At 71.1% G+C, this 23653-nt stretch carries 21 protein-coding genes; 17 read left to right on the top strand and 4 right to left on the bottom strand.

Annotated features, from left to right (window positions below; translation table 11 throughout):
* Positions 1-365: 365 nt before the first annotated feature.
* From BC793_RS07730 to BC793_RS07700, 7 genes are all read left to right on the top strand, one after another.
* Entirely contained in the window at positions 366-1862 is a 1497-nt protein-coding gene (locus tag BC793_RS07730; RefSeq protein ID WP_109590726.1) for an amino acid permease, read from the top strand.
* Between the two features lie 13 nt (positions 1863-1875).
* Complete coding sequence (locus BC793_RS07725) at positions 1876-3222, top strand: glutamine synthetase family protein (RefSeq protein ID WP_109590724.1); 1347 nt, start codon at positions 1876-1878, stop codon at positions 3220-3222.
* 14 nt (positions 3223-3236) lie between these two features.
* Positions 3237-4598: an aldehyde dehydrogenase family protein gene (locus BC793_RS07720; protein ID WP_109590722.1), complete on the top strand. Its 1362-nt coding sequence runs from the start codon at positions 3237-3239 to the stop codon at positions 4596-4598.
* Positions 4599-5363, top strand: a complete 765-nt coding sequence (locus BC793_RS07715) for a 3-oxoacyl-ACP reductase (RefSeq protein WP_109590720.1) — start codon at positions 4599-4601, stop codon at positions 5361-5363.
* A 170-nt stretch (positions 5364-5533) separates the two neighbouring features.
* Positions 5534-6247 carry a gamma-glutamyl-gamma-aminobutyrate hydrolase family protein gene (locus BC793_RS07710; RefSeq protein ID WP_109590718.1) on the top strand — a complete coding sequence of 238 codons (714 nt, stop codon included), beginning with the start codon at positions 5534-5536 and terminating at the stop codon, positions 6245-6247.
* Positions 6232-6966 carry a gamma-glutamyl-gamma-aminobutyrate hydrolase family protein gene (locus BC793_RS07705; RefSeq protein ID WP_109590716.1) on the top strand — a complete coding sequence of 245 codons (735 nt, stop codon included), beginning with the start codon at positions 6232-6234 and terminating at the stop codon, positions 6964-6966. The genes BC793_RS07710 and BC793_RS07705 overlap by 16 nt, the downstream gene beginning before the upstream one ends.
* Positions 6967-7027: 61 nt before the next feature.
* Complete coding sequence (locus tag BC793_RS07700) at positions 7028-10564, top strand: SpoIIE family protein phosphatase (RefSeq protein ID WP_109590714.1); 3537 nt, start codon at positions 7028-7030, stop codon at positions 10562-10564.
* Between the two features lie 4 nt (positions 10565-10568).
* On the opposite strand, the gene BC793_RS07695 is transcribed toward BC793_RS07700, so the two are convergent.
* Entirely contained in the window at positions 10569-10883 is a 315-nt protein-coding gene (locus tag BC793_RS07695) for an STAS domain-containing protein (RefSeq protein WP_239169701.1), read from the bottom strand.
* Between the two features lie 82 nt (positions 10884-10965).
* On the opposite strand from BC793_RS07695, the gene map reads away from it, so the two are divergent.
* On the top strand, positions 10966-11823 hold the full coding sequence (gene map / locus BC793_RS07690) for a type I methionyl aminopeptidase (protein ID WP_109590710.1): 858 nt from the start codon (positions 10966-10968) through the stop codon (positions 11821-11823).
* A 9-nt stretch (positions 11824-11832) separates the two neighbouring features.
* On the opposite strand, the gene BC793_RS07685 is transcribed toward map, so the two are convergent.
* The 3 genes from BC793_RS07685 to BC793_RS07675 are packed head-to-tail and all read right to left on the bottom strand — an operon-like array spanning position 11833 to position 13482.
* On the bottom strand, positions 11833-12540 hold the full coding sequence (locus BC793_RS07685) for a nucleotidyltransferase domain-containing protein (protein ID WP_239169700.1): 708 nt from the start codon (positions 12538-12540) through the stop codon (positions 11833-11835).
* A gap of 43 nt (positions 12541-12583) precedes the next feature.
* Complete coding sequence (locus tag BC793_RS07680; RefSeq protein ID WP_109590708.1) at positions 12584-13009, bottom strand: ferritin-like domain-containing protein; 426 nt, start codon at positions 13007-13009, stop codon at positions 12584-12586.
* 23 nt (positions 13010-13032) lie between these two features.
* A complete protein-coding gene (locus BC793_RS07675) occupies positions 13033-13482 on the bottom strand; it encodes a hypothetical protein (RefSeq protein ID WP_307784559.1) in 450 nt (149 codons plus the stop codon).
* 140 nt (positions 13483-13622) lie between these two features.
* On the opposite strand from BC793_RS07675, the gene rimP reads away from it, so the two are divergent.
* The 9 genes from rimP to BC793_RS07630 all read left to right on the top strand — a co-directional run bounded on the left by rimP (position 13623) and on the right by BC793_RS07630 (position 23584).
* Positions 13623-14240 carry a ribosome maturation factor RimP gene (gene rimP / locus BC793_RS07670; RefSeq protein ID WP_109590704.1) on the top strand — a complete coding sequence of 206 codons (618 nt, stop codon included), beginning with the start codon at positions 13623-13625 and terminating at the stop codon, positions 14238-14240.
* Positions 14237-15253 (top strand): transcription termination factor NusA, encoded by a 1017-nt coding sequence (gene nusA, locus BC793_RS07665; protein ID WP_109590702.1) that lies wholly within the window; start codon positions 14237-14239, stop codon positions 15251-15253. Before rimP ends, nusA begins: the two co-directional genes overlap by 4 nt.
* A complete protein-coding gene (locus BC793_RS07660; protein ID WP_203896036.1) occupies positions 15231-15617 on the top strand; it encodes a YlxR family protein in 387 nt (128 codons plus the stop codon). Before nusA ends, BC793_RS07660 begins: the two co-directional genes overlap by 23 nt.
* A 107-nt stretch (positions 15618-15724) precedes the next feature.
* Positions 15725-18835, top strand: coding sequence for a translation initiation factor IF-2 (gene infB / locus BC793_RS07655; RefSeq protein ID WP_109590698.1), 3111 nt, complete (start codon positions 15725-15727; stop codon positions 18833-18835).
* 65 nt (positions 18836-18900) lie between these two features.
* Positions 18901-19929, top strand: coding sequence for a TRM11 family SAM-dependent methyltransferase (locus BC793_RS07650; RefSeq protein WP_109590696.1), 1029 nt, complete (start codon positions 18901-18903; stop codon positions 19927-19929).
* Between the two features lie 33 nt (positions 19930-19962).
* Positions 19963-20256 carry a DUF503 domain-containing protein gene (locus BC793_RS07645; RefSeq protein WP_109590694.1) on the top strand — a complete coding sequence of 98 codons (294 nt, stop codon included), beginning with the start codon at positions 19963-19965 and terminating at the stop codon, positions 20254-20256.
* A 72-nt stretch (positions 20257-20328) separates the two neighbouring features.
* On the top strand, positions 20329-20802 hold the full coding sequence (rbfA, locus tag BC793_RS07640; RefSeq protein WP_109591451.1) for a 30S ribosome-binding factor RbfA: 474 nt from the start codon (positions 20329-20331) through the stop codon (positions 20800-20802).
* Positions 20799-21809: a DHH family phosphoesterase gene (locus BC793_RS07635; protein WP_109590692.1), complete on the top strand. Its 1011-nt coding sequence runs from the start codon at positions 20799-20801 to the stop codon at positions 21807-21809. Before rbfA ends, BC793_RS07635 begins: the two co-directional genes overlap by 4 nt.
* A gap of 443 nt (positions 21810-22252) precedes the next feature.
* Positions 22253-23584 carry an MATE family efflux transporter gene (locus BC793_RS07630; RefSeq protein ID WP_109590690.1) on the top strand — a complete coding sequence of 444 codons (1332 nt, stop codon included), beginning with the start codon at positions 22253-22255 and terminating at the stop codon, positions 23582-23584.
* Positions 23585-23653: the final 69 nt, after the last annotated feature.

The following is a 23653-nucleotide window of genomic DNA, read 5'->3' as shown; positions in this document are numbered from 1 at the left end:
TTGTCGGCCGTGACCGACAGACCAAATGTAGGCCGCCATCGGCGAAATTTCTAGAGTCGCCGCTGTAGATTTTTTGATGGAAGGTCTGCCGAGCTGCGAAAACTCTTTCGTAAAGGGGGGCTGTGGTGCGGCGGCGGTGCGAGGCGGGCGCTGAGGAAGAGAGAGGTGACCGCGCCCCGCACCGCCGCCGGCGGAGAGGTGTCCACAGTCGATCCGGCCGAGGGATCGCTCCCGTCAAGGCTCGCACCGGCGCCGGTGCGCGGCAACGCAATTAACCCTGCGCATTGACGGCCGTAACACGGCGGAGCGATCATGACCCAAGCAGTGGCTCAGGTCACAGTCCTTCTCCTGCAGGGGGCATACAGATGAGCACCGACGAGGAACGACTCGCCCAACTCGGCTACAAACAGGAACTGCACCGCCGGCTCTCCGGCTTCTCCAATTTCGCCGTCTCGTTCTCGATCATCTCGATCCTGGCCGGGGCGATCACCTCGTACGGCATCGCCATGAAGGCCGGTGGCCCGGTCGCGATCACTCTGGGCTGGCTCTTCGTCGGCATCATGGTGACCTTCGTGGCCCTGGCCATGGCCGAGGTGTGCTCGGCCTACCCGACCGCGGGCGCGCTCTACTGGTGGGCCGCGGCGCTGGCCAAGAAGAACAAACCCGCGTGGGCCTGGTTCATCGGGTGGTTCAACTTCCTCGGCGAGGTCGCCGTCACCGCGGCCATCGACTTCGGTGCGGCGATCACCACGGCGGCCTTCCTCAGCCTGACCTTCGGGCTGGAGGTCACGGCCCTCTCCACGTTCCTGCTCTTCCTGGTCATCATCGTCGTGCACGGCCTGCTGAACACCTTCGGCGTCAACCTGGTGCGGATCCTCTCCGACGTCAGCGCCTGGTGGCACCTGATCGGCGTCGCGGTGATCGTCGCCATCCTCGCCATCGTCCCCGACCAGCACAAACCCATGTCCGAGGTGTTCACCGAGGTCTACAACGCCACCGGGTTCACCTTCGCCGGGGCGGGCGTCTACGCGGTCCTGATGGGCCTGCTGATGGCGCAGTACACGTACACCGGCTACGACGCCTCCGCGCACGTCGCGGAGGAGACCCACGACGCCGCCCGGGCCGCTCCGCGCGGCATCGTGCTGTCCGTGGTCGTCTCGGTGATCGCCGGTTTCGTCCTGCTCGTCGCGATCACCTGGTCCATCCAGGACTACGAGGGCGCGCTGGGCACCGATCTCGGCCTGCCCCCGGCGCAGATCTTCATCGACGCGGTCGGCACGGACCTGGGGATCTTCCTGCTCTTCATCTGCATGGTGGCGCAGTGGTTCTGCGGCATGGCCTCGGTCACCGCCAACTCCCGGATGTCGTACGCCTTCGCCCGCGACGACGCCATCCCCGGCTCGCGGATCTGGAAGAAGGTCAACCCGCGCACCGGTACGCCCACCAACTCCATCTGGCTCTGCGTGACGCTCTCCACGATCCTGGTGCTGCCGTCGCTCTGGAACACGGTGGCGTACTTCGCGGCCACCTCGATCGCGGTGATCGGCCTCTACATCGCCTACGTGGGCCCGGTCCTGCTGCGCCGGCTCAGCCCGGACTTCCAGCCCGGCCCGTGGCATCTCGGGAAGTGGAGCGCCCCGATCGGATGGATCGCGATCGTCTGGGTAGGGATCATCTGCGTGCTGTTCGTGCTGCCGCCGGCCAGCCCGATCACCGCGGAGACCTTCAACTACACGATCGTCGCGGTGGCGGTGGTCGTCGGCGCGGCCACGATCTGGTGGTTCGCCAGTGCCCGCAAGTGGTTCACCGGACCGAAGCAGAACGTCCTGGAAAAGGCCGCCCACGGCGAGCCGACCGACTGATAGGACTTAGCGCATGGATCTCGAGGAGCTCGACGTATCCGTCGACAACGGCACCATCGACACCGTTCTGCTGGCCCTGACCGACATGCAGGGCCGGCTCCAGGGCAAACGGCTGCACGGGCGGTTCTTCCTGGACGAGGTGGTGTCCGGTGGCAGCGAGGGGTGCAACTACCTGCTCGCCGTCGACGTCGACATGAACACCGTCGACGGGTACGACATGTCCTCCTGGTCCACCGGCTACGGCGACTTCGTGATGAAGCCCGACTTCAGCACGCTGCGCCGGGTCCCGTGGCAGCCCGGCACCGCGCTGGTCCTCGCCGACCTGCTCGACACCGCCGGGCAGCCGGTGCCCGCGTCACCCCGGCAGATCCTGCGCCGCCAGCTCGACCGGCTGGCGGCGCACGGGCTGACCGCGTTCGCCGGCACCGAGCTGGAGTTCGTCCTCTACAAGGACACCTATGAGCAGGCGTTCAGCAAGAGCTACCGGGATCTGACCCCGGCCAATCAGTACAACGTGGACTACTCGCTGCTCGGCACCGCCCGGGTGGAACCGCTGCTGCGCCGGATCCGCAACGAGATGTACGGCGCGGGCCTGATCCCGGAGAGCGCCAAGGGCGAGTGCAACCTCGGCCAGCACGAGATCGCCTTCCGCTACGCCGACGCGCTGACCAGCGCCGACAACCACGTGATCTACAAGAACGGGGCCAAGGAGATCGCCGCCCAGGAGGGCATGGCGCTCACCTTCATGGCCAAGCCCAACGAGCGCGAAGGCAACTCCTGCCACATCCACTTCTCGCTGCGCGACGAGAACGGCCGGTCGGCGATGCTCGGCGACGGGCCCGCCCACCTGAGCGAGACCGGGCAGCGGGTACTGGCCGGGCTGCTCGCCACGATGCGCGAGTTCAGTCTGCTCTTCGCGCCGAACATCAACTCGTACAAGAGGTACCAGCCCGGCTCGTTCGCGCCGACCGCGCTGCGCTGGGGTGTCGACAACCGCACCTGCGCGCTGCGGATCGCCGGGCACGGGCAGGGCATGCGGGTGGAGAACCGGGTGCCGGGCGGGGACGTCAACCCGTACCTGGCGATCGCCGCCCTGGTCGCCGGCGCGCTGCACGGCATCGAGAACGAGCTGTCCCTGGAGGACGAGTTCGTCGGCGACGCCTACCGGGACGAGACCGCCGAGCGGGTGCCCGGCACCCTGCGCGACGCGTCGATGCTGTGGGCGTCGAGCGGGATCGCCGAGGCCGCTTTCGGAGCCGATGTGGTGGCCCACTACAGCAACATGGCCAGGGTCGAACTGGCCGCTTTCGACGCCGCGGTGACCGACTGGGAGTTGCGCCGCGGATTCGAGAGGCTTTGATCTAGGGTGGCGGCATGACCAGGACGGACGTCATCAATCCGGCCGACGGCGAGGTCTTCACGACCGTACCGTCGCTGGGTCTGGAAGAGACCGACGCGGCGATCGAGCGCGCGCGGCACGCCTTCGCCGGATGGCGCCGCGTGGCGCCCGGTGAGCGGGCCCGGCTCCTGCGCCGCTTCGCGACGGTGGTCGAGGACCACCTCGAAGAGCTGGCACAGCTGGAGGTACGCAACGCCGGTCACACCATCGGCAACGCGCGATGGGAGGCCGGCAACGTCCGGGACGTGCTGAACTACTACGCGGGGGCGCCGGAGCGGCTGTCCGGGCGGCAGATCCCGGTGGCCGGTGGTGTCGACGTGACCTTCCACGAGCCGCTCGGCGTGGTCGGGATCATCGTGCCCTGGAACTTCCCGATGCCGATCGCCGGCTGGGGGTTCGCCCCGGCGCTGGCGGCCGGCAACACCGTGGTGCTCAAGCCGGCCGAGTTGACCCCGCTCACCGCGATCCGGCTCGGCGAGCTGGCTCTCGAGGCCGGTCTGCCGGAGAACGTGTTCCAGGTGCTGCCGGGCAAGGGCAGTGTGGTGGGGCAGCGGTTCGTCACCCACCCGGCGGTCCGCAAGGTCTGCTTCACCGGCTCCACCGAGGTCGGCAAATCGATCATGGCAGGCTGCGCCGATCAGGTGAAACGGGTCACCCTGGAACTCGGCGGCAAGAGCGCCAACGTCGTCTTCGCGGACGCCGATCTGGAGGCCGCGGCGGCCGCGGCGCCCGGTGCGGTCTTCGACAACGCCGGACAGGACTGCTGCGCCCGGTCCCGGTTGCTGGTCGAGGCTTCGGTGTACGACCGGTTCCTGGCCCTGCTGGAGCCCGCGGTGCGGGCGTTCCGGGTGCTCGACCCGGCCTCTCCGGAGGCGGAGATGGGACCGCTGATCTCGTCCGGCCAGCGCGCGTCGGTGGCGGGCTTCCTGGACGGCGCCGACGTGGCGTTCCGCGGCTCGGCTCCCGACGGCACCGGTTGGTGGTTCCCGCCGACCGTGCTGCTGGCGCACTCCACCACCGACCGGCACTGGCGTGAGGAGATCTTCGGGCCGGTGGTGAGCGTGCTGCCGTTCCGCGACGAGGAGGAGGCGGTCCGGCTGGCCAACGACACCGAGTACGGCCTCTCCGGCTCGCTGTGGACCCGGGACGTCGGCCGTGCCCTGCGGGTCTCCCGGGCTCTGGAGACGGGCGCGCTGAGCGTCAACAGCAACTCGTCGGTGCGGTACTGGACACCGTTCGGCGGCATGAAGCAGTCCGGTCTCGGTCGGGAGCTGGGGCCCGACGCATTGCTGTCCTTCACGGACGTGAAGAACGTGTTCTTGGCTACGGGAGACTAAGTGGAGCGTTTGCAGGACCGGGTCGCCGTCATCACCGGCGCCGGCAGCGGTATCGGTCTGGCCACCGCGCGGCGCTTCGCCGCGGAGGGCGCCTTCGTCGTCTGCGTCGACATCTCCGACGAGGCGGGCAAGTCGATCGCGGCGGAGGTCGGCGGGGAGTTCGTCGCCTGCGACGTCAGCGACGAGGAACAGGTCAGGGCCCTCTTCGACGGCGTGGTGGAGCGGCACGGCCGCGTCGACATCGCCTTCAACAACGCCGGCATCTCACCGCCGGACGACGACTCGATCCTGGTCACCGGCCTGGACGCGTGGGAGCGCGTCCTCAAGGTCAACACCACGAGCGTCTTCTTCTGTTGCAAGTACGCCATCCCGCACATGCAGCGGCAGGGCAAGGGTTCGATCATCAACACCGCGTCGTTCGTCGCCCTGCTCGGGGCGGCCACCTCGCAGATCGCCTACACGGCGAGCAAGGGCGGGGTGCTGGCGATGACCCGGGAGCTGGGGGTGCAGTTCGCCCGGGAGGGGATCCGGATCAACGCGCTGTGCCCGGGGCCGGTGGCCACGCCACTGCTGATGGACCTGTTCGCCAAGGACCCGGAGCGGGCCGCCCGCCGGCTGGTGCACGTGCCGATGGGCCGGTTCGCCGAACCGGACGAGATCGCCGCGGCGGTCGCCTTCCTGGCCAGTGACGACGCGTCGTTCATGACGGCCTCGCAGTTCGTCGTCGACGGCGGTATCACCGGAGCGTACGTAACTCCGCTGTGAGGTTTACCGACCCGCTACGGTGGGGATCAGACTCCAAACGCCCAGTTCAAGAAGGTGCAAGGGGTCGAATCCCCGCCCGTACGGGTCAGATCCCCGTGTAGGTGGGACAGATGGGCCCGTGACGCGGCGCCGGTTCACCGGCGCCGCGCGCCTGTGACTACGGTGGTGCGATGCGTCCGATCATCGGCATAACGTCCTATGTGCTGCCGGCCAGCTGGGGCGTCTGGACCGATCTCCCGACCGCGCTGGTTCCGCACGACTACACCGAGGCGGTCCGGCTCGCCGGGGGCCGCGCGGTGCTGCTGCCGCCGGACGATCTCGATGCGGACGTGCTCGACCGGATCGACGGCCTGGTGCTGGCCGGCGGCCCCGACCTGGAGCCGTCGCTGTACGGCCAGGATCGTGGCCCGCACACCGTCACCCATCCGGACCGGGACGCCGCCGAGTTGCTGCTGCTCCGCGCCGCTCTCGACCGCGACCTGCCGGTCCTCGGCGTGTGCCGGGGCATGCAGCTGCTCACCGTCGCTGCCGGCGGGTCCCTGCACCAGCACCTGCCCGACGTGCTCGGGCACGAGAAACACCGGCCCGGGCCGGGGGTCTACGGCTCCCAGCTCGCCGTTCTCGATCCGGGCAGCCGGATCGCCGCCCTGATGGGCGAGGACCTGACCATCAACTGCTTCCATCACCAGGGCGTCGCCGACCCGGGCTCGCTGACCGTGACCGGACGGGCCGCCGACGGCCTGCCCGAAGTGGTCGAGGACCCGGAGCGGCGTTTCGTGCTGGGTGTCCAGTGGCATCCGGAGGTGAGCCGGGACCACCGGTTCTTCGGTGCCCTGGTGGCGGCGGCATCGAAGGAGCTCACGCAAGCATGCGCAGACCGCTGATCGGACTCACCGCCTACGCCGAGCAGATCCACCACGGCCGCAACGACCTGATGGCCGCAATGTTGCCGATGAACTACGTGAAGGCGGTGCACGCCGTCGGCGGCCGGGCCGTCCTGATCACCCCGGACGACCCGGGCACCGACGTGCTCGAAGCGCTGGACGGCATCGTGTTCTGTGGCGGCGGCGACATCGACCCGGCCCACTGGGGCGCACCGCGCCACCCGGCCACCGAGGTGGACACGGTCCGCGACGCCTCCGAGCTGATGCTCATGAACGCCGCGCTGAAGGCCGACATGCCGATGCTCGGCGTCTGCCGGGGCATGCAGCTGATGGCCGTGGCCACCGGCGGCTCGCTGCACCAGCACCTGCCCGACGTGGTCGGCCACGAGCGCCACCGGGCCGCGGCCGGCACCGACCCCCTCGCCGCCGGCGCCTCCGACTACGGCCGGCACGACGTGGTGGTCGAGGACGGCAGCGCGGCGCACCGGCTGTTCGGCCGTACCCTCACGGTCAATTCGTTCCACCATCAGGCGATCGCCGACCCGGGTGAGTTCCTGCCGGTCGGCTGGTGCCCCGACGACCAGATCATCGAGATCGTCGAGCACCCCGGCCGCTCCTTCGCCCTCGGCGTGCAGTGGCACCCCGAGCGCACCGCCGACCTGCGGTCCTTCGCGGCGCTGGCGGAGGCCTCGGCACGGGCCCGTGCCGTCGCCGCCTGACGAGCGGGAACACCGGTCCGGTGTTAACGTGCCACCGGACCGGACGGGGGGAGGCATGCACATGGGCGCCCTGCCGAGGCGGCTGCACAACGCCTTCGAGCGCGGCGGCGAGATGGGCGCCCGGATGTCCATGCTGGACTGGTCGGCGACCCCGGTCGGTGAGCCGTCGTCCTGGCCGCCCGAGCTGGTCGACGCGGTGGTCACCATGCTCGCCTCCCGCGCCCAGATCATCATCTTCTGGGGCCCGGAGTACCTGGTGCTCTACAACGACGCCTACACCGCGACGATGGGCGGCAAACATCCCGGCTTCCTCGGGCGCCCCGGCCGTGAGCTGTGGGCCGAAGTCTGGGGCGTGCTGCACGGGCTGTTCGACGGGGTGATCACGAACGACCGGTCGTTCTACGCCGGGGACCACCCGTTCATGATCGAGCGGAACGGGTTCATGGAGGAGACCTACTTCGACGTCTCCTACGACCCGATCCGGTCCGAGGACGGCGTGCCCGGCGGCGTGATGTGCATCATCAGCGAGACGACCAGCCGGGTTCTCGGGGAGCGCCGGGTCCGCACCCTCAGCGCTCTGGGCCGGCGCCTGGCCGACTCCCCGGACCAGGTCGCCCTCGCCGTCGAGGCGGCCGCCGTGCTCACCGGCACCGAGGACGTCCCGTTCGCCTGCCTGGTCCTGGACGACCTCGACCGGCACCCGGCGATCCGTGCGGTGATCACGGGCGGCCGGCCCGGTCGCGTCCCGCTGGCCGAGATGACCAGCCCGGCGCCGTCCGCCGCCGCCGAGGCACTGGTGCTGCCGATCGGCGTGGCCGCGGACACGGTCGGCGTGCTGGTCGTCGGAGTGAGCCGCTACCTGGCCCTGGACGGCGACTACCGCGACTTCCTCGACCTGGCGGCGGCACAGATCTCCCGTGCGGTGGCCAACGTCCGGGCGTACGAGCAGGAGCGCCGCCGGACCGCCGAGCTGGCCGCCCTGAACCAGGCCAAGACCAACTTCTTCTCGAACGTGAGCCACGAGTTCCGTACCCCGCTGACCCTGATCCTCGGGCCGTTGGAGGATCTCATCGAGGACGCGGCGCCGGACGGGGCGCTGCGGGACCGCCTCCTGCCGGTGCACCGCAACGCGCTGCGGCTGCTCAAGCTGGTCAACACCGTGCTCGACTTCTCGCGGATGGAGTCCGGGCGGATGGCGGCCGTCTTCCGGCCCACCGACCTGGCGCAGCACACCGCGCGGCTGGCCGGCACGTTCCGGCCGGCCATCGAGCGGGCCGGGCTGACGCTGACCGTGGACACGCCGCCGCTGGCCGAGCCGGTCCACGTCGACCACGAGCTGTGGGAGAAGATCGTCTTCAACCTGCTCTCCAACGCCGTCAAGTACACCCGCGAGGGCGGCATCGAGGTCCGCATCGCCGCCGACGGCCCGCATGCCGTGCTGGCCGTGCGCGACACCGGCGTCGGCATCCCCGAGTCCGAGCAGGCGCTGCTCTTCGACCGGTTCCACCGGGTCACCGGGGCCTGGTCCCGCAGCCACGAGGGCACCGGCATCGGGCTGGCGCTGGTCCACGAGCTGACCGGGCTGCACGGCGGCTCGGTCGGCGTGCGCAGCCGGCCCGGCAAGGGCAGCGAGTTCCTCGTCCGGATCCCGTTCGGCGCCGCCCACCTGCCGCCGGACCGGCTCAGCGACGACCCGGTACCGCCCGGCGACCCGGTCGAGGCGCGGCTCTGGGTCGACGAGGCGACCTGGTGGGCCGGGAACGGGCCGGCCGCCCCGCAGCCGGTGCACCGCGGGACCGGTGGCCGGATCCTGCTCGCCGACGACAACGCCGACCTGCGCGAACACGTGTCCCGGCTGCTCGGGCCGTACTGGGACGTGGTCACCGCGGTGGACGGCGTGGACGCCCTGGAACTGGCCCGGGAGCAGCAGTTCGACCTGGTGCTCACCGACGTGATGATGCCCCGGCTGGACGGCTTCGGCCTCATCACGGGGCTGCGCTCCGATCCGCGTACCCGGGACGTGCCGATCATCGTGCTCTCCGCCCGTGCCGGTGAGGAGTCCGCGGTCGAGGGCCTGTCCGCGGGCGCCGACGACTACCTGGTCAAACCGTTCTCCACCCGGGAGCTGACCGCCCGGGTCCGTGCCAACCTGGAGCTGGGCCAGCTGCGCCGGCGGACCGTCAGCCGGCTGCGCGGGCTGGTCGACGCGGCCGCCGCCCTCAACGCCGTCCCCACCACCGCCGAGGTGCTGGAGGTGGCGGCCCGGCACGTGCTGGCCATGACGTCGGCCGGCCGGGTGGTGCTCACCACCCCGGAGGGCCGGGCCGAACGCGACGGCGGTGCCGCCGGATCCGCCCCGCCCGACCTGATCCTGCCGCTGCCGGCCACCAGCGGGCCGCCGCTCGGTGAACTGCGGGTGTGGTCCGGTCCCGGCATCCCGGTCGAGCCCGTGGTACTCACCCAGCTCGCCCGCCTCGTCGGGCTGCGCCTGGCCAACGCCCGCCTCTACGAGACCGAGCACCGGATCGCCTCCACCCTGCAGCACAGCCTGATGCCGCAGTCGCTGCCGCGGGTGCCGGGCGCGATCGTGGCCGGGCGGTACGCGCCGGGCAGCAGCGAGGCGCTCGTCGGCGGCGACTGGTACGACGTCATCGCCGGTCCGGACGGCAAGCTGATCCTGGTCATCGGCGACGTCGTGGGCAAGGGTGTGCAGGCCGCCGCCGGGATGGGGCAGCTGCGCAACGCGCTCCGGGCGTACCTGCTGGAGGGTTTCGACTGCGGCGCCGCGCTGACCCGGCTGAACCGGCTGGTGGACACGCTGGGCCGGCGGCAGTTCGCGACCGTGCTCTGCGTCGGGTTCGACCCGCGGACCCGGCTGATGACCTTCTCCTCGGCCGGGCACCCGTCCCCGGTGCTGATCCCGCCCGGAGCGCACGGCACGTTTCTGTACGATGCGGCGCTCGGCCCGCCGATCGGGGCCCTCGGCGCCGTCACCTACCCGACCCGGGAGACCGAGCTGACCGCCGGCACCCGGCTCCTGCTCTACACCGACGGCCTGATCGAGGACCGCCGGCAGGGTATCGACAGCGGCCTCGCCGAGCTGACCGCCGACGTCGCCGAACCCACCGGGCACATCGACGACCTGCTGGACGCCCTGCTGGCCAAGGCGGCCCGGCAGATCCGCCGCGACGACATCGCCCTGGTCGCCCTGGAGGTCACCGAGCCCCGGGAGTTCGTGCTGCGACTGCCCGCCGAACCGGGCCGGCTCTCCGTGCTGCGGCGCCGGCTGGAGGACTTCCTGGCCGCGCACAAGGTGCCCGACTCCGACGCGTTCGACCTGGTGGTGGCGGTCTCCGAGGCGGCGGCCAACGCCATCGAGCACCCGCTGGACCCGGTGGAGCCGGTGATCACCGTGACCGCGTCGCTCCACGCGGACGCCGTGCTGGTGACGGTCCGCGACACCGGCACCTGGCGCCCGGCCGGCGACGCCGGGTTCCGCGGGCGCGGCCTGGCCCTGATCGGCGCGCTGACCGAACTGTCGGTGCACCGATCCGGGGAGGGCTCCGAGGTGACCCTGCGGCGGTCGCTGCGTTTCTAAGGCTCTAGCCGGTCCGGAGCCAGGGCTGCCCGCCGAGGCCGGAGATGTCGAGCACCCGGCGCACCCGGTCGGAGGGGAACACCTCGATCTCACCCGCGTAGTGGTCGGCCAGGCGGACCAGGGTGTGGATGGCGGCCGAGTCGAAGAACGTGACCGCCCGCAGATCCAGGGTCGCCGCGGTCACCCGATCGGGGGTGGCGGCCTGATACAGCGCTCCGGCGGTCGCCATGTCGACCTCACCGGTCACCGTGACGGTGACACGATCCCCGGCCACCTCGCCGACCGCGGAGAAGCCCGGGTCCGCCTCCTCTTGATCCACGCCGAATACGATTCCACAGCGGTCCGCGCAGCGGCAAGGACGGGGCCGGTCGGTGCCGTGGCCGCCGGATAGGCTGTTCCTCATGACCGTACGTGCCCCACTCGTGCCGGGAAAGCAGTCGCGTGCGCGATCGGTCCCGGCGCAGATCGTCCGCCCCGAGTACGTCGGGAAGAAACGTCCCCAGCAGTGGCGCGGCTCGCACGTGCAGACCGCCGAGACGATCGAGAAGATGCGGATCGCCGGCCGGATCGCCGCGCAGGCCACCCAGCTCGCCGGTGAGCACTGCAAACCGGGCGTCACCACCGACGAGATCGACCGGGTGGTGCACGAGTTCCTGCTCGATCACCACGCCTACCCGTCGACGCTGGGCTACAAGGGTTTCCCCAAGTCCTGCTGCACGTCGCTCAACGAGGTGATCTGCCACGGCATCCCGGACTCCACCGTGCTGGAGGACGGCGACATCATCAACGTCGACGTCACGGCGTACCTGAACGGCGTACACGGCGACACCGACGCCACCTTCCTCGTCGGTGACGTCAGCGACGAGGCCCGGCTGCTGGTCGAGCGCACCCACGAGGCGATGATGCGGGGCATCCGCGCGGTCGCACCGGGCCGCCCGATCAACGCGATCGGCCGGGTCATCGAGGCGTATGCGCGGCGGTTCGGGTATGGCGTGGTCCGTGACTTCACCGGGCACGGGATCGGTGAGACCTTCCACTCCGGGCTGTACATCCCGCACTACGACAACCCGCAGCTCACCACGGTGATGGAACCGGGCATGACGTTCACCATCGAGCCGATGATCACGCTGGGCACCCACGAGTACGACCTGTGGCGCGACGGCTGGACGGTGGTCACCAAGGACCGCAGGTGGACCGCCCAGTTCGAGCACACGCTCGTGGTGACCGACGACGGCTACGAGATCCTGACCCTGCCCTGACCCGCCGGTCTAGTCGAAGAGGGCGCCGAGCCGGCCGTCGACCGGACGGCCGCGCGCGGTCAGTTCCTCCGCCTGGTATCGCAGGATCGCCCCCAGTTCCTGCATGTCCGCCGCGGCCACCCCGGTGTGCTTGACCGCGTCGGCCGTGTTGCGGAAGTAGGTGCGGGTCAGGAACCCGGCGACCAGCGCGGCGTGCAGGCGGGCCTCGGCCATCAGGATCAGGGCGGCGTCCGTCTCATACCACTGGGTGAGCCGCACCGCGCGGGCGTGCGCGCCGTTGGCGATCGCCCAGTTCTGCCGGGCCAGGCCGGTGAACTCCATCGGCCGGGCCTCGGCCAGCAGACTGAGGTGGGCCTCGCGGCGGGTCTTGAACCACTCCTGCGGGTCGTGCAGCGGAAACGTGGTGATGTAGGTGTCGGCCTGCATCGGCCACTGCGGAGTCAGCAGCCGGGCCTGCCCCAGCCCCTCCTCGGCGGTCGTCACCCGCAGGTCGACCGGCACGCCGTCGACGATGCGCCGGGCCGGTTTGGGGCCGGTCCGCGGGCGGTAGGTGACCACCACCACGTTGACGTCGCTGCTCTCGGTGTCGTCGCCGTGTGCCATCGACCCGCACAGTCCGATCGACTGGACCTCGGCCGGCCAGCGCTCCTGGACCGCGTCGCGCAGGCGGGTGGCGAGCGATCCGCGGGGCATGGTGGTGTCCAGCTCGACGATCACACCCTCATTCTCGGGTATCGGTCCCGGCCGGGTGGCGCGATCATCAGCCCGGGCGGCCCGGAAAGGCGATTGTCAGCGGGGTGACCCCGGCGATGCGCCGCCACCGTGTGGCACGAACTGCGGAGTCGGTCAAATGCGACAGCGCGTCGATGCGTTCCTCGCCCTCGGTGACCGGCAGCAGGACCCGCCACGCCTGGGCCACCCCGTCCTCCACGTGCACGGCCAGCTTCAGGGCGCCCTCCCGGTCGGTGACCTCGAACGGCAGCCGATAGGCCGCCGGGGCGGGGGCGGCGCTGGCCCGCAGCTCGTCGATGCGGTCCACCAGGGCGTCGCGCCGGGCCCGGTGCTCCAGCTCGGCGGCACGGGCGCGGGACACCTCGTCGGAGCCCGTCAGATGCACGCCGATCACGCCGTAGGCATAGATGGCCGCCTCCTCGGCGGCGAGGGCGGCGGCGAGTTGTTCCGTCACGGCGCGAACAGTATCGGGTCAGGTCAGCGGAGTGCTTCGGCGTGGGTGGCGCGGCAGGCGGCGATCGAGCCGGCCAGCATGGCCCGCTCGGCCGGGGCCGCTTTGCAGGCCGCGACCGCGGTCTTCTGCGCGGCCTGCTCGGCCTTACGCAGCGTGGCGGTCGTGCCCGCGGGGGCCGACGAGACCGGTACGGACGGTGCCGCGGACGCCACCGTCACCCCGATCACCCGGGCGAGGTCGGCGGCGTGCGCCCGGTGGTCCTCCGCCAGCGGGGTGAGCCGGGCGGCCAGAGCGGGCTGCGCGGCGATCACCCGGTCGTACGACGCGGCGAGCGCGAGTGCCTCGTCGAGCAGGGGCTGGAAGGAGTCCGGTGGGGGAGCGGGCTCCGGATCCCCGTCGAAGACACCGCAGCCCGCGAGCGCGGCCGAACCCGCCAGGGCGCCGAGGAGGATCCGCCGTGAGGTCGTCAGCACGGTGCCAGTCAACACCATTCGGTGCGGCGCTGCTTCGCCCCGCCCACCGGCACGTTACGCTTCGCGTCAGCCGCGGGGCCATGAACTGCCCGGCGGCATATAGTCGTTCCTGCGAGAAAGCTAGCGAGAGGTCGAGCCCGATGACGCAGCGTGGTCGCGCCGGGGCCCGGCCCGGCGGTCGCCCCGGCGCCCGCCGCACCCGGCCGGAGCCGGAGACCCGTACCCCCACTCCTCCCCGCGTCGATCTGGCCGCCGCGCGTGCCCGGGTCCGCGAGGTGATCGAGCCGGTCGTGGTCAAGGCCGGTTACGACCTGGAGGACCTCACCCTGTCCCGGGCCGGCCGCCGGCACGTGGTCCGGGTCCTGATCGACACCGACGGCGGCATCAGCCTGGACGACGTGGCGGTGATCTCCCGGGAGATCTCCGGGGCGCTCGACGCGGCCGAGGAGGCCGGCGGCGAGGTGCTCGCCGGGGAGTATCAGCTGGAGGTCGGCTCGCCCGGGGTGGACCGGCCGCTCACCGAGCCGCGGCACTGGCGGCGCAACACCGGCCGGCTGGTCGCGGTGAACGGGCTGACCGGCCGCGTCATCGCGGTCGGCGACACCGGCGTGACTCTCGACGTGGATTCCACGATCCGGGAGCTGAGCTTCGCCGAGCTGGGTGCGGGCAAGGTCCAGATCGAGTTCAAACGCATGGACGAAGCCGAGTTCGACGAGTCGGACGAAGAAGACGACGACGAAGGGGAGGGCGAGGAGTGAACATCGACCTCGCGGCGCTGCGCGCCCTGGAGCGCGAGCGGGAGATCCCGTTCGAGACGATCCTGGCGGCCATCGAGACCGCATTGCTGACCGCCTACCGGCACACCGAGGGCGCGGAGAGCCACGCCCGGGTGGACATCAACCGCAAGAGCGGTGTGGCCTCCGTGCTGGCACAGGAGCTGGACGCGGACGGTTCGGTGGTGCGGGAGTGGGACGACACACCGCACGACTTCGGCCGCATCGCGGCGATGACCGCCAAGCAGGTGATCCTCCAGCGGCTCCGGGAGGCGACCGACGAGCAGCACTTCGGTGAGTATGCGGGGCGCGACGGGGACCTGGTCACCGGTGTGGTGCAGGCCGACGCCGCACGTGCCGAGAAGCACATCGTGACTGTCGACCTGGGCAAGCTGGAGGCGGTCCTGCCGCAGTCCGAGCAGGTGCCCGGCGAGAGCTACCCGCACGGCACCCGGATCCGCTGCATCGTGGTGCACGTGGCCAAGGGCTTCCGCGGCCCGCAGATCACCCTGTCCCGCTCGCACCCGGCCCTGGTGAAGAAGCTGTTCGCCCTCGAGGTGCCGGAGATCGCCGACGGCACCGTGGAGATCGCCGCGATCGCACGTGAGGCAGGTCACCGTACGAAGATCGCGGTGCGGTCGACCGTGCAGGGCGTGAACGCGAAGGGTGCCTGTATCGGCCCGATGGGCCAGCGGGTCCGGGCGGTCATGAGCGAGCTGCACGGCGAGAAGATCGACATCATCGACTGGTCGGACGACCCGGCTCATTTCGTCGGCAACGCGCTCTCGCCGGCCAAGGCGCTGCGGGTCGAGGTGGTCGACGCGGCCAGCCGTACGGCCAGGGTGACCGTGCCCGACTTCCAGCTGTCCCTGGCGATCGGCCGGGAGGGACAGAACGCCCGGCTGGCCGCTCGTCTCACCGGCTGGCGCATCGACATCCGTCCGGACAGCGAGCCGGCCGGCGTCTCGGACCGTGATGCGGCCGGGACGGGGAACTGACCGGATACGCGTGCGGCGCGAACGAGAGGTAGACTTACTCTCGGTCGGCCCGATGCGAACCTGCATCGGCTGCCGCAAACGCGCGCCGGCCAATCGTTTGCTGCGGTTCGTCGCGGCAGATTCGGGGGGTGACCTCCGGCTTCTGCCCGATCCGGCCCGCCGACTGCCGGGGCGGGGAGCGCATTTGCATCCCGATCCGGCCTGCTTCGCGCAGGCAGAGCGGCGCCGCGCCTTCGGGCGTGCGTTGCGTCTCACTGGACTTGCTAACCCAGAACTGCTTGCGGAGCACATCCGCACGGTCTCCGTGCCATGCGGATCAACTGATGACGAGGCGTCGCCGCCCCGTCACGACCGAGCAAGGTAGGACGACCCAGATGAGCACACGATGAAGTCCCTGAAATGACCAGGCTTCTAGTGCACGAGTGAGGTCTGTGCGGGCGCTGCTCGCACGACCTCGAAGTGAGGAGTGCAGTGCCAGGCAAGGCCCGCGTACACGAGCTCGCCAAAGAGCTCGGGGTCGATAGCAAGACCGTTCTCGCCACGTTGAAGGACATGGGCGAGTTCGTTAAATCCGCGTCCAGCACCGTCGAGGCCCCTGTGGCCCGCCGGCTGCGTGGCGCCTTGGAGCAGGGTGGCGCCATTCCGGCGTCTCCGTCGGCTCCGGCGTCGAGCGCGCCCACCTCCGGTGGCCCCGCTCCGTCCGGCTCCCCGCGTCCGGGTCCGCCGATGGGGCGGCCCCAGCCGCCGCGTCGTCCGGGTCCGTCGCAGAGCGCCCCCTCCAACAGCCCTACTTCCCCCGCGCCCACCCCCGGCCCGTTCGTCCGGCCCAAGCCGGCCGTTCCCGGCCGGCCGGGCCCGATGCCCGGCCCGGTCGCGAAGCCGGCCAGTGCGCACGACATCGAGGTGGCGGCCGCCGAGGCGCGCGCCTCGGCACTGAAGGCCGAGCAGGAGGCCGCGGTCAAGGCCGCTCAGGCCGCCCGCACGCGGGATGCCGAGCGCCGTCAGGGTTCGACCGACGGTGGCGCCCAGCGTGGTGGCCCGCGTCCGGGCCCCGGCAGCGTTCCGCCTCGTCCGGGTTCGCCCGCCGCCGGTGCCGGTCGTTCCGGTGGTCCGGGTGGTCCGGGTGCCCCCGGTGGTCCCCGTCCCGGCCCGGCCGGCGGCGCTCCGCGCCCGCCTGCCCGTGGCCCGGGTAACAACCCGTTCGGTGTCTCCGGCGGCGGCGCTCAGCGTCCCTCGCCGTCCTCGATGCCGCGTCCGAACCAGGCGGGCATGCCGCCGCGGCCGAGCCCTGCCTCGATGCCGCCGCGGCCCAGCCCCGCCTCGATGCCCTCGCAGCGTCCCGCCGGTCCCGGCGCCGGTCGCGGCGGCCCCGGTGGTGGCGCAGGCCGTCCCGGTGGTCCCGGCGGCGGTCGTGGCGGCCCCGGTGGCGGCGGCGGTGGCTTCCGTCCCGGTGGCGGCGGCGGTGCCGGTGGCGGCTTCCGTCCCGGTGGCGGCGGCGGTGCCGGTGGCGGCTTCCGTCCCGGTGGCGGCGGCGGTGCCGGCGGTGGCGGTTACCGGGGTGGCCCCGGTGGCGGCACCGGTGGTCCGGTCGGCGCCGGCGCTCCCGGTCGTCCGGGTGGCGGCGGTCCCGGTGGACGTGGCCGTGGCGGCGGCGCGGCGGGTGCCTTCGGGCGTCCCGGCGGCCGGCCGACGCGTGGCCGCAAGTCGAAGAAGCAGCGGCGTCAAGAGTTCGACAACCTGTCCGCACCGCAGATGAGCTCTGGCGCTCCCCGCGGTAACGGCCAGGACGTCCGGCTCTCGCGTGGCTCGTCGCTCTCCGACTTCGCCGACAAGATCAACGCCAACCCGGGTTCGCTCGTCCAGGAGATGTTCAACCTGGGTGAGATGGTCACCGCGACGCAGTCGGTGTCGGACGACACCCTGCTGCTGCTCGGTGAGCACCTGGGCTTCAACGTGGTGATCGTCAGCCCCGAGGACGAGGACCGTGAGCTGCTCGCGCAGTTCGACATCGACCTCGACGCCGCGGTGGCGGAGGACCGTCTGGTCACCCGTCCGCCGGTGGTGACCGTCATGGGTCACGTCGACCACGGTAAGACGAAGCTGCTCGACGCGATCCGCAAGACCAACGTGGTCGCCGGCGAGGCGGGTGGCATCACCCAGCACATCGGCGCCTACCAGGTCGTCGTCCCCCACCAGGGGGAGGACCGGGCGATCACCTTCATCGACACCCCGGGTCACGAGGCGTTCACCGCCATGCGTGCCCGTGGCGCCAAGGTCACCGACATCGTGATCCTGGTGGTCGCGGCCGACGACGGCGTCATGCCGCAGACGGTCGAGGCGCTCAACCACGCGAAGGCGGCCGACGTGCCGATCGTCGTCGCGGTGAACAAGGTCGACAAGCCGGACGCCAACCCGGACAAGGTCCGGCAGCAGCTGACGGACTACGGCCTGCTCGCCGAGGAGTACGGCGGCGACACGATGTTCGTCAACGTCGCGGCGAAGCCCGGCATCGGCATCGACGACCTCCTCGAGGCCGTCCTGCTGACCGCCGACGCGGCGCTCGAGCTGACCGCTCCGATCGACGGCCCCGCCCAGGGTGTCGCGGTCGAGGCGCACCTGGACAAGGGTCGCGGTGCCGTGGCCACCGTCCTGGTGCAGAAGGGCACGCTGCGGGCCGGCGACTCGATCGTGGCGGGTGGCGCGCACGGTCGCGTCCGGGCCATGCTCGACGAGCACGGCAACCAGGTGGCCGAGGCGCTTCCGGCGCGGCCGGTCCTGGTGCTCGGTCTCACCTCGGTCCCGAGTGCGGGTGACACCTTCCTCGCGGCTGAGGACGACCGCACCGTGCGGCAGATCGCCGAGCAGCGGCAGGCTCGCCGTCGTGCGGCGACCTTCGCCAACTCGGGTCGCCGGAAGTCGATGGAAGACATCATGCGCGAGATCGAGAAGGGCGAGACGACTGCTCTCACCCTGATCATCAAGGGTGATGGCTCGGGTTCGGTCGAGGCCCTCGAAGAGGCGCTGTTCAAGATCGAGATTCCGAGCGAGGTCGAGCTCAAGGTCATCCACCGCGGCGTCGGTGCGATCACCGAGAGCGACGTCAACCTGGCGTCGGCCTCGTCGGACCAGATCGCCACGATCATCGGCTTCAATGTCCGGGCCTCCAACAAGGTCAAGGAGATGGCCGACCGCGCCGGCGTGGAGATCCGCTACTACAGCGTGATCTACCAGGCCATCGAGGAGATCGAGGCGGCTCTGAAGGGCCTGCTCAAGCCGGAGTACGAAGAGGTCGAGCTGGGCACCGCGGAGATCCGCGAGGTGTTCCGTTCGTCCAAGATCGGCCTCATCGCCGGCTGTATCGTCCGCTCGGGCCTGCTCAAGCGCAACGCCAAGGCCCGGATCATCCGGGACGGCACGGTCGTGGCCGACAACGTCACGATCAGCTCGCTGAAGCGGTTCAAGGACGACGCCACCGAGGTCCGCGAGGGCTTCGAGTGTGGTCTGACCCTGAGCGGCTACGGCTCGCCGCAGGTCGGCGACACGATCGAGACGTGGGAGATGCGCGAGAAGCCGCGCGCATAAGCTCCTGAGCTCGATGACGGCCCCCGGTGCTTCGGCACCGGGGGCCGTCTCGGCAGAATGGCGGCATGTCCCGCTATGCCATGCTGCTCGCTCCATCCGCCAACCGCGTCTACGCCGACCAGGCGTCCCGCATGTCCCAGGCGGAGCTGGCCGCGTTCGGCCCGGTGCTGTCCACCGCGCTCGACGACGTCGGCGTGACCGTGCTCGGCGGCGTGGAGTATCTGACGTTCGCCGCGGAGCTCTCCGAGCGCGATGTCGCGTACCTCTCGAATCTGTCCTCGGCCTATGCGCTCTTCGAGCGTGTCGACGATGTCCTGCTGCGTCCTCTCGCGCTGACACCTCTCGCCCGGTATGACAGCGACCTGATCACCATCCCGAAGTACGCGGGGAAGACCAACGAGCAGTTCACCAAGCTGGTGCTGAACCTCACTCTGCTCGGCTCCGCCTTCGCTCCGCGGATGCTCGACGGCAACCTCACCGTCTTCGACCCGCTGTGCGGCCGCGGCACCACGCTCAACCAGGCCCTGATGTACGGGTACGACGGCATCGGCGTGGAGATCGACGGCAAGGACGTCGAGGCGTACAAGCTGTTCCTGCAGACCTGGCTCAAGCGCAAGCGGCTCAAGCACACCGCCGACCTGATCACGGTGCGCCGGCAGGGCCGCCGGGCTGCCAGGCGGCTGGAGGTGACCCTCGCGGCCAGCAAGGACGACCACAAGGCCGGCGCGGTGCAGAAGATCATCGTGCTGAACGCGGACACCACCGGCCTGGACGGGCTGATCAAGGGCAACGTCGCCGACCTGATCGTCACCGACCTGCCGTACGGGGTCGCCCACGGCAGCTACGACGATGACGGCGGTGGCATCACCCGGCGCCCGCTGGACCTGCTGGAGCGGGCCGTGCCGGAGTGGCTGAAGCTGCTGCGCCCGGGTGGCGCGGTCGGAATCTCCTGGAACACCAAGGTCGCCAAGCGCGAGCTGGCCGAGGACATCCTGGTGGCGAACGGCCTGAAGCTGATCGAGTTCCAGCCCCTGGCGCACCGGGTGGACCAGGGCATCGAGCGGGATGTGCTGGTGGCCCGGAAATACAGCTGATCCATCTCAGGAACCGCAGTAACGTGCTCGCTGATGTATACCGAGACCGCGATCTTCGACCTGCTCCTGCCCGGTGACTCGCACTCGCTGAAGCAGAAGCGTTCCTATGTCCGGCCGATCATCGCGATGCTGAAGAAATTCGAGGTCAGCGTCGCCGAGGTCGGTCTGCACGACCTGCACGGCCGTGCACAGATCGGGGTGGCCGTGGTGGCGGCGGAGGCGTCCCAGGCGCGTGCCGTCGTCGACACCTGCGAGAACCAGGTGGCCGGCCGTCCCGAGATCGAGCTGCTGTCCGTGAAGCGAAGGCTGTACGGCGAGGACGATTGAGCGCCTGGGTACGCTTCAGCAGTTGGGCGGGGGCGGTACGACCCGCGGGATACACAGTCGGAGGTGGGCGAGATGTCCAACCCAGCCAAGACGCGCCGGCATGCGGAGCGGATCAAGGAGCTGGTGGCCAGGCTGGTGCGGGAGATCAAGGATCCCCGTCTCGGCATGGTGACGATCACGGACGCCCGGATCACCGGCGACCTGCGCGAGGCGACGGTCTACTACACCGTGCTGGGTGACACGACCGAGCAGGCCTCCACGGCGGCCGCCCTGGAGAGCGCCAAGGGCATGCTGCGCACCCGGGTCGGTCACGCGCTCGCTCTGCGGCACTCGCCGAGCCTGACGTTCGTGCTGGACAACGTCCTGCACCACGTCAAGGAGATCGACGATCTGCTGGCCGAGGCGCGGCACCGGGACGAGGAGGTCCAGCAGATCGCGGCGAGCGCGACCTATGCCGGCGATCCGGATCCGTACAAGAGTGACGAGGACGACGAGGTCGAGGACGACGAGCCGGAGCGGGTGGGCGCCCGCGAGGACAAGGGGTGACTCTCGGCCCGTCCGCGCAACAGTGGGCCGCCGCCGTGGCGGCGGTCCGCTCGGCCGGCCTCGACGACGAGATCCAGCTGATCTGCCACGTGAACCCGGACGGGGACGCGCTCGGCAGCATGCTGGGCTTCGGGCTGGGTCTGCGGCGCCTGGGGTTCACCCGGGTGCGCGCGACGTTCCCGGGCGATTTCGTGGTGCCCACGCCGTACCAGAGGCTCCCGGGTGCCGACCTGCTGGTGCCGGAGCCGGACGCGTTCGCCGACCCGCGCCTGGTCCTGGTCTTCGACGTGGCGAGCGAGTCGCGTCTCGGCGCGCTCGCCGGCCGTCTCGCGGCCGCGCCGGCCAGTGTGGTTCTCGACCATCACGCGTCCAACACCGGCTTCGGTGGGGTGCGGCTGGTCGATCCGCAGGCGGCGGCCACCTCGGTGGTCGCTGACGGGCTGCTCAGCCGTCTCGGGGTGCCGCTGGACCCCGAGATCGCGGAGTGCCTCTACGTCGCTCTGGCGACCGACACCGGGTCGTTCAAGTTCGACATGACGACGGTATCGGTTCACGAGCTGGCGGCGCGGCTGATCGCCACCGGGATCCGGCCGGGGGAGATCTCCCGGCAGATCTTCGACAGCAAGCCGTTCGGGGCGATGAAGCTGACCGGCGAGGTGCTGGGGCGGGCGGTCCTGGAGCCGGCCGCGGCCGGTGGCCGGGGCATGGTCTGGACGTATGCGACGCTGGCCGACCTGGAGCGGTACGGGCAGCCGCCGTACGTGCTCGACACTCTGATCGATCCGGTGCGCTCGGTCGCCGAGGCGGACGTGTCGGTGGTGGTGAAGCAGGTGGCGGCGGGCGAGTGGTCGGTGTCGCTGCGCAGCAAGGGCGCGGTCGACGTGAGCGGTGTGGCGGTGTCGCAGGGCGGTGGCGGGCACCGTCTGGCGGCCGGTTTCACCGGGTACGGCGAGCCTTCCGACGTGGTGGACACGGTTCGCAGGCTGGTCGACGAACACTTGAATTAGAGATGTTTCCGCTGCGTGGCGGGGGTCACCTGAGAGGGTGGCCTCCGCTTTTTCTGTCCCGGATCGCGGGATCCGGGCCTGCTGCGGCGGGACTGAACGTTAGTTTTGGCCTGAACGGTGATTTGGTTTCGCTCGGCTGGCACCGAGGCCGTCCGCGAAACCTCGAGCCGCCCGCGCCTACCGGCCCGGGTCGCGTCACCCGGCACAGGCCGCGGCGATCCCGCGCCGGCTGGTGACGCCCCGCTCGACTGCTCTCGGGCGCCCGTGCGCCCGTTCCACCGGAAGGATCTCTCCATGGCTGCCAAGCCGAAGCCGAAGCCCGCTGACGACGCCGCCGAGCAGGCGCGCCGCGCCCTCCAGACGTCGATGGACACGCGTCAGTAGGTTTGTAAGTGACGGGCCGCCTTGCGGCCCTTACCGGTAGGCGGGCATCATGGGTTCCCATGAGCCCGCCTGCCGATGCGCCCACCCAGCCGCAGCGCACCGCCACGGCCCGCCGGATCGCCGGCCTGGCCCTGCCCGCGCTCGTGGTCCTGGCCGCCGAGCCGCTCTACGTCCTCGTCGACACCGCGGTCGTCGGCCACCTCGGGTCCCTCCCGCTGGCCGCCGTCGCGATCGGCGGGACGGTGATGTCGTTCGCCGTGTGGTTCGGGACGCTGATGGCGTACGGGACCACCGGCCGCGCCGCCCGCCGCTTCGGTGCCGGGGACCGGGCCGCCGCGGTCGCCGAGGGCGTCCAGGCCTCCTGGCTGGCCCTCGGTACCGGACTGCTCCTCGCCCTGCTCGGCACGGTCGCCGCCGACCCGCTCGCCCGGCTCCTGGCCGGTGACCCGGCGACCGCCGAGGCCGCCGCCGGCTGGCTGCGGATCGCCGCTCTGGGCGCGCCCGGCCTGCTGCTCGCCGCGGCCGGCAACGGCTGGATGCGCGGCGTCCAGGACACCCGCCGGCCGCTCTGGATCGTCCTGGGCGCCAATGTGCTCTCCGCGATCCTCTGCCCGCTCCTGGTCTACACCGCCGGCCTCGGGCTGACCGGCTCGGCGATCGCGAACGTGACCGCGCAGACCCTCGGCGGTGCGCTCTTCCTGATCGCGCTGGTCCGGGAGACCCGGGCACTGCGCCCGAAACCGTCGATCATCGTGCAGCAGGTGGTGCTCGGCCGTGACCTGCTGATCCGCGGCGCCGCGTTCCAGGCCTGCTTCCTCTCGGCGACCGCCGTGGCGTCCCGGTTCGGCATCGCCGCCGTCGGCGCGCACCAGATCGGGCTGCAACTCTGGTTCTTCGCCGCCCTGGCCCTGGACGCGGTGGCCATCGCCGCCCAGTCGCTGGTCGGCGCGGCCCTCGGCGCCGGCGATCCGGACGAGGCCCGCGACGTGGCCCGCCGGGTCACCCTGGCCGGTGGTGTCGCCGCGGTGGCCTTCGCCGCCCTGGCCGCGGCCGGCGCCTCGGTGGTGCCGGGCTGGTTCACCCCGGATCCGGCGGTGCACGATCAGGCGGCGGTCATCTGGCCCTGGTTCGTGGCCCTGCTGCCGTTCGCGGGCGTCGTCTACGCACTGGACGGCGTGTTCATCGGGGCCGGGGACGTGGCGTTCCTGCGCACGCTGACCATCCTGTCGGCGCTGCTCGGCTTCCTGCCGGCGATCTGGACGGCGTACGCGCTGGATCTGGGTCTCGGTGGGGTGTGGGCCGGTCTCGGGCTGTTCACCATGGCCCGGTTCGCCGGCCTGATCTGGCGCTGGCGTTCGCCGCGCTGGCTGGTCACCGGCGCCGTCCGCTGACGATGTGCCGTCGCGGCCACACCGGCGACCGGCCGGACGGGCCCGGCGACCGTTACCCATAGGCTGGGC

This window comes from Actinoplanes xinjiangensis, from assembly GCF_003148685.1.
Taxonomy (GTDB): Bacteria; Actinomycetota; Actinomycetes; order Mycobacteriales; family Micromonosporaceae; genus Actinoplanes; species Actinoplanes xinjiangensis.
Note: the sequence above shows the minus strand (reverse complement) of the source record. Positions and strands in the feature narration are given on the sequence as shown.

Bases quoted from the DNA above. Each gene is read 5' to 3' on its own strand.
- rbfA (WP_109591451.1), top strand. From the start codon at position 20,329: ATGTCCAACCCAGCCAAGACGCGCCGGCATGCGGAGCGGATCAAGGAG.
- BC793_RS07720 (WP_109590722.1), top strand. From the start codon at position 3,237: ATGACCAGGACGGACGTCATCAATCCGGCCGACGGCGAGGTCTTCACG.
- BC793_RS07645 (WP_109590694.1), top strand. From the start codon at position 19,963: ATGTATACCGAGACCGCGATCTTCGACCTGCTCCTGCCCGGTGACTCG.
- BC793_RS07660 (WP_203896036.1), top strand. From the start codon at position 15,231: ATGCGGCCGGGACGGGGAACTGACCGGATACGCGTGCGGCGCGAACGA.
- BC793_RS07630 (WP_109590690.1), top strand. From the start codon at position 22,253: ATGAGCCCGCCTGCCGATGCGCCCACCCAGCCGCAGCGCACCGCCACG.
- BC793_RS07650 (WP_109590696.1), top strand. From the start codon at position 18,901: ATGTCCCGCTATGCCATGCTGCTCGCTCCATCCGCCAACCGCGTCTAC.
- rimP (WP_109590704.1), top strand. From the start codon at position 13,623: ATGACGCAGCGTGGTCGCGCCGGGGCCCGGCCCGGCGGTCGCCCCGGC.
- BC793_RS07725 (WP_109590724.1), top strand. From the start codon at position 1,876: ATGGATCTCGAGGAGCTCGACGTATCCGTCGACAACGGCACCATCGAC.
- BC793_RS07710 (WP_109590718.1), top strand. From the start codon at position 5,534: ATGCGTCCGATCATCGGCATAACGTCCTATGTGCTGCCGGCCAGCTGG.
- BC793_RS07730 (WP_109590726.1), top strand. From the start codon at position 366: ATGAGCACCGACGAGGAACGACTCGCCCAACTCGGCTACAAACAGGAA.
- BC793_RS07705 (WP_109590716.1), top strand. From the start codon at position 6,232: ATGCGCAGACCGCTGATCGGACTCACCGCCTACGCCGAGCAGATCCAC.
- map (WP_109590710.1), top strand. From the start codon at position 10,966: ATGACCGTACGTGCCCCACTCGTGCCGGGAAAGCAGTCGCGTGCGCGA.
- BC793_RS07700 (WP_109590714.1), top strand. From the start codon at position 7,028: ATGGGCGCCCTGCCGAGGCGGCTGCACAACGCCTTCGAGCGCGGCGGC.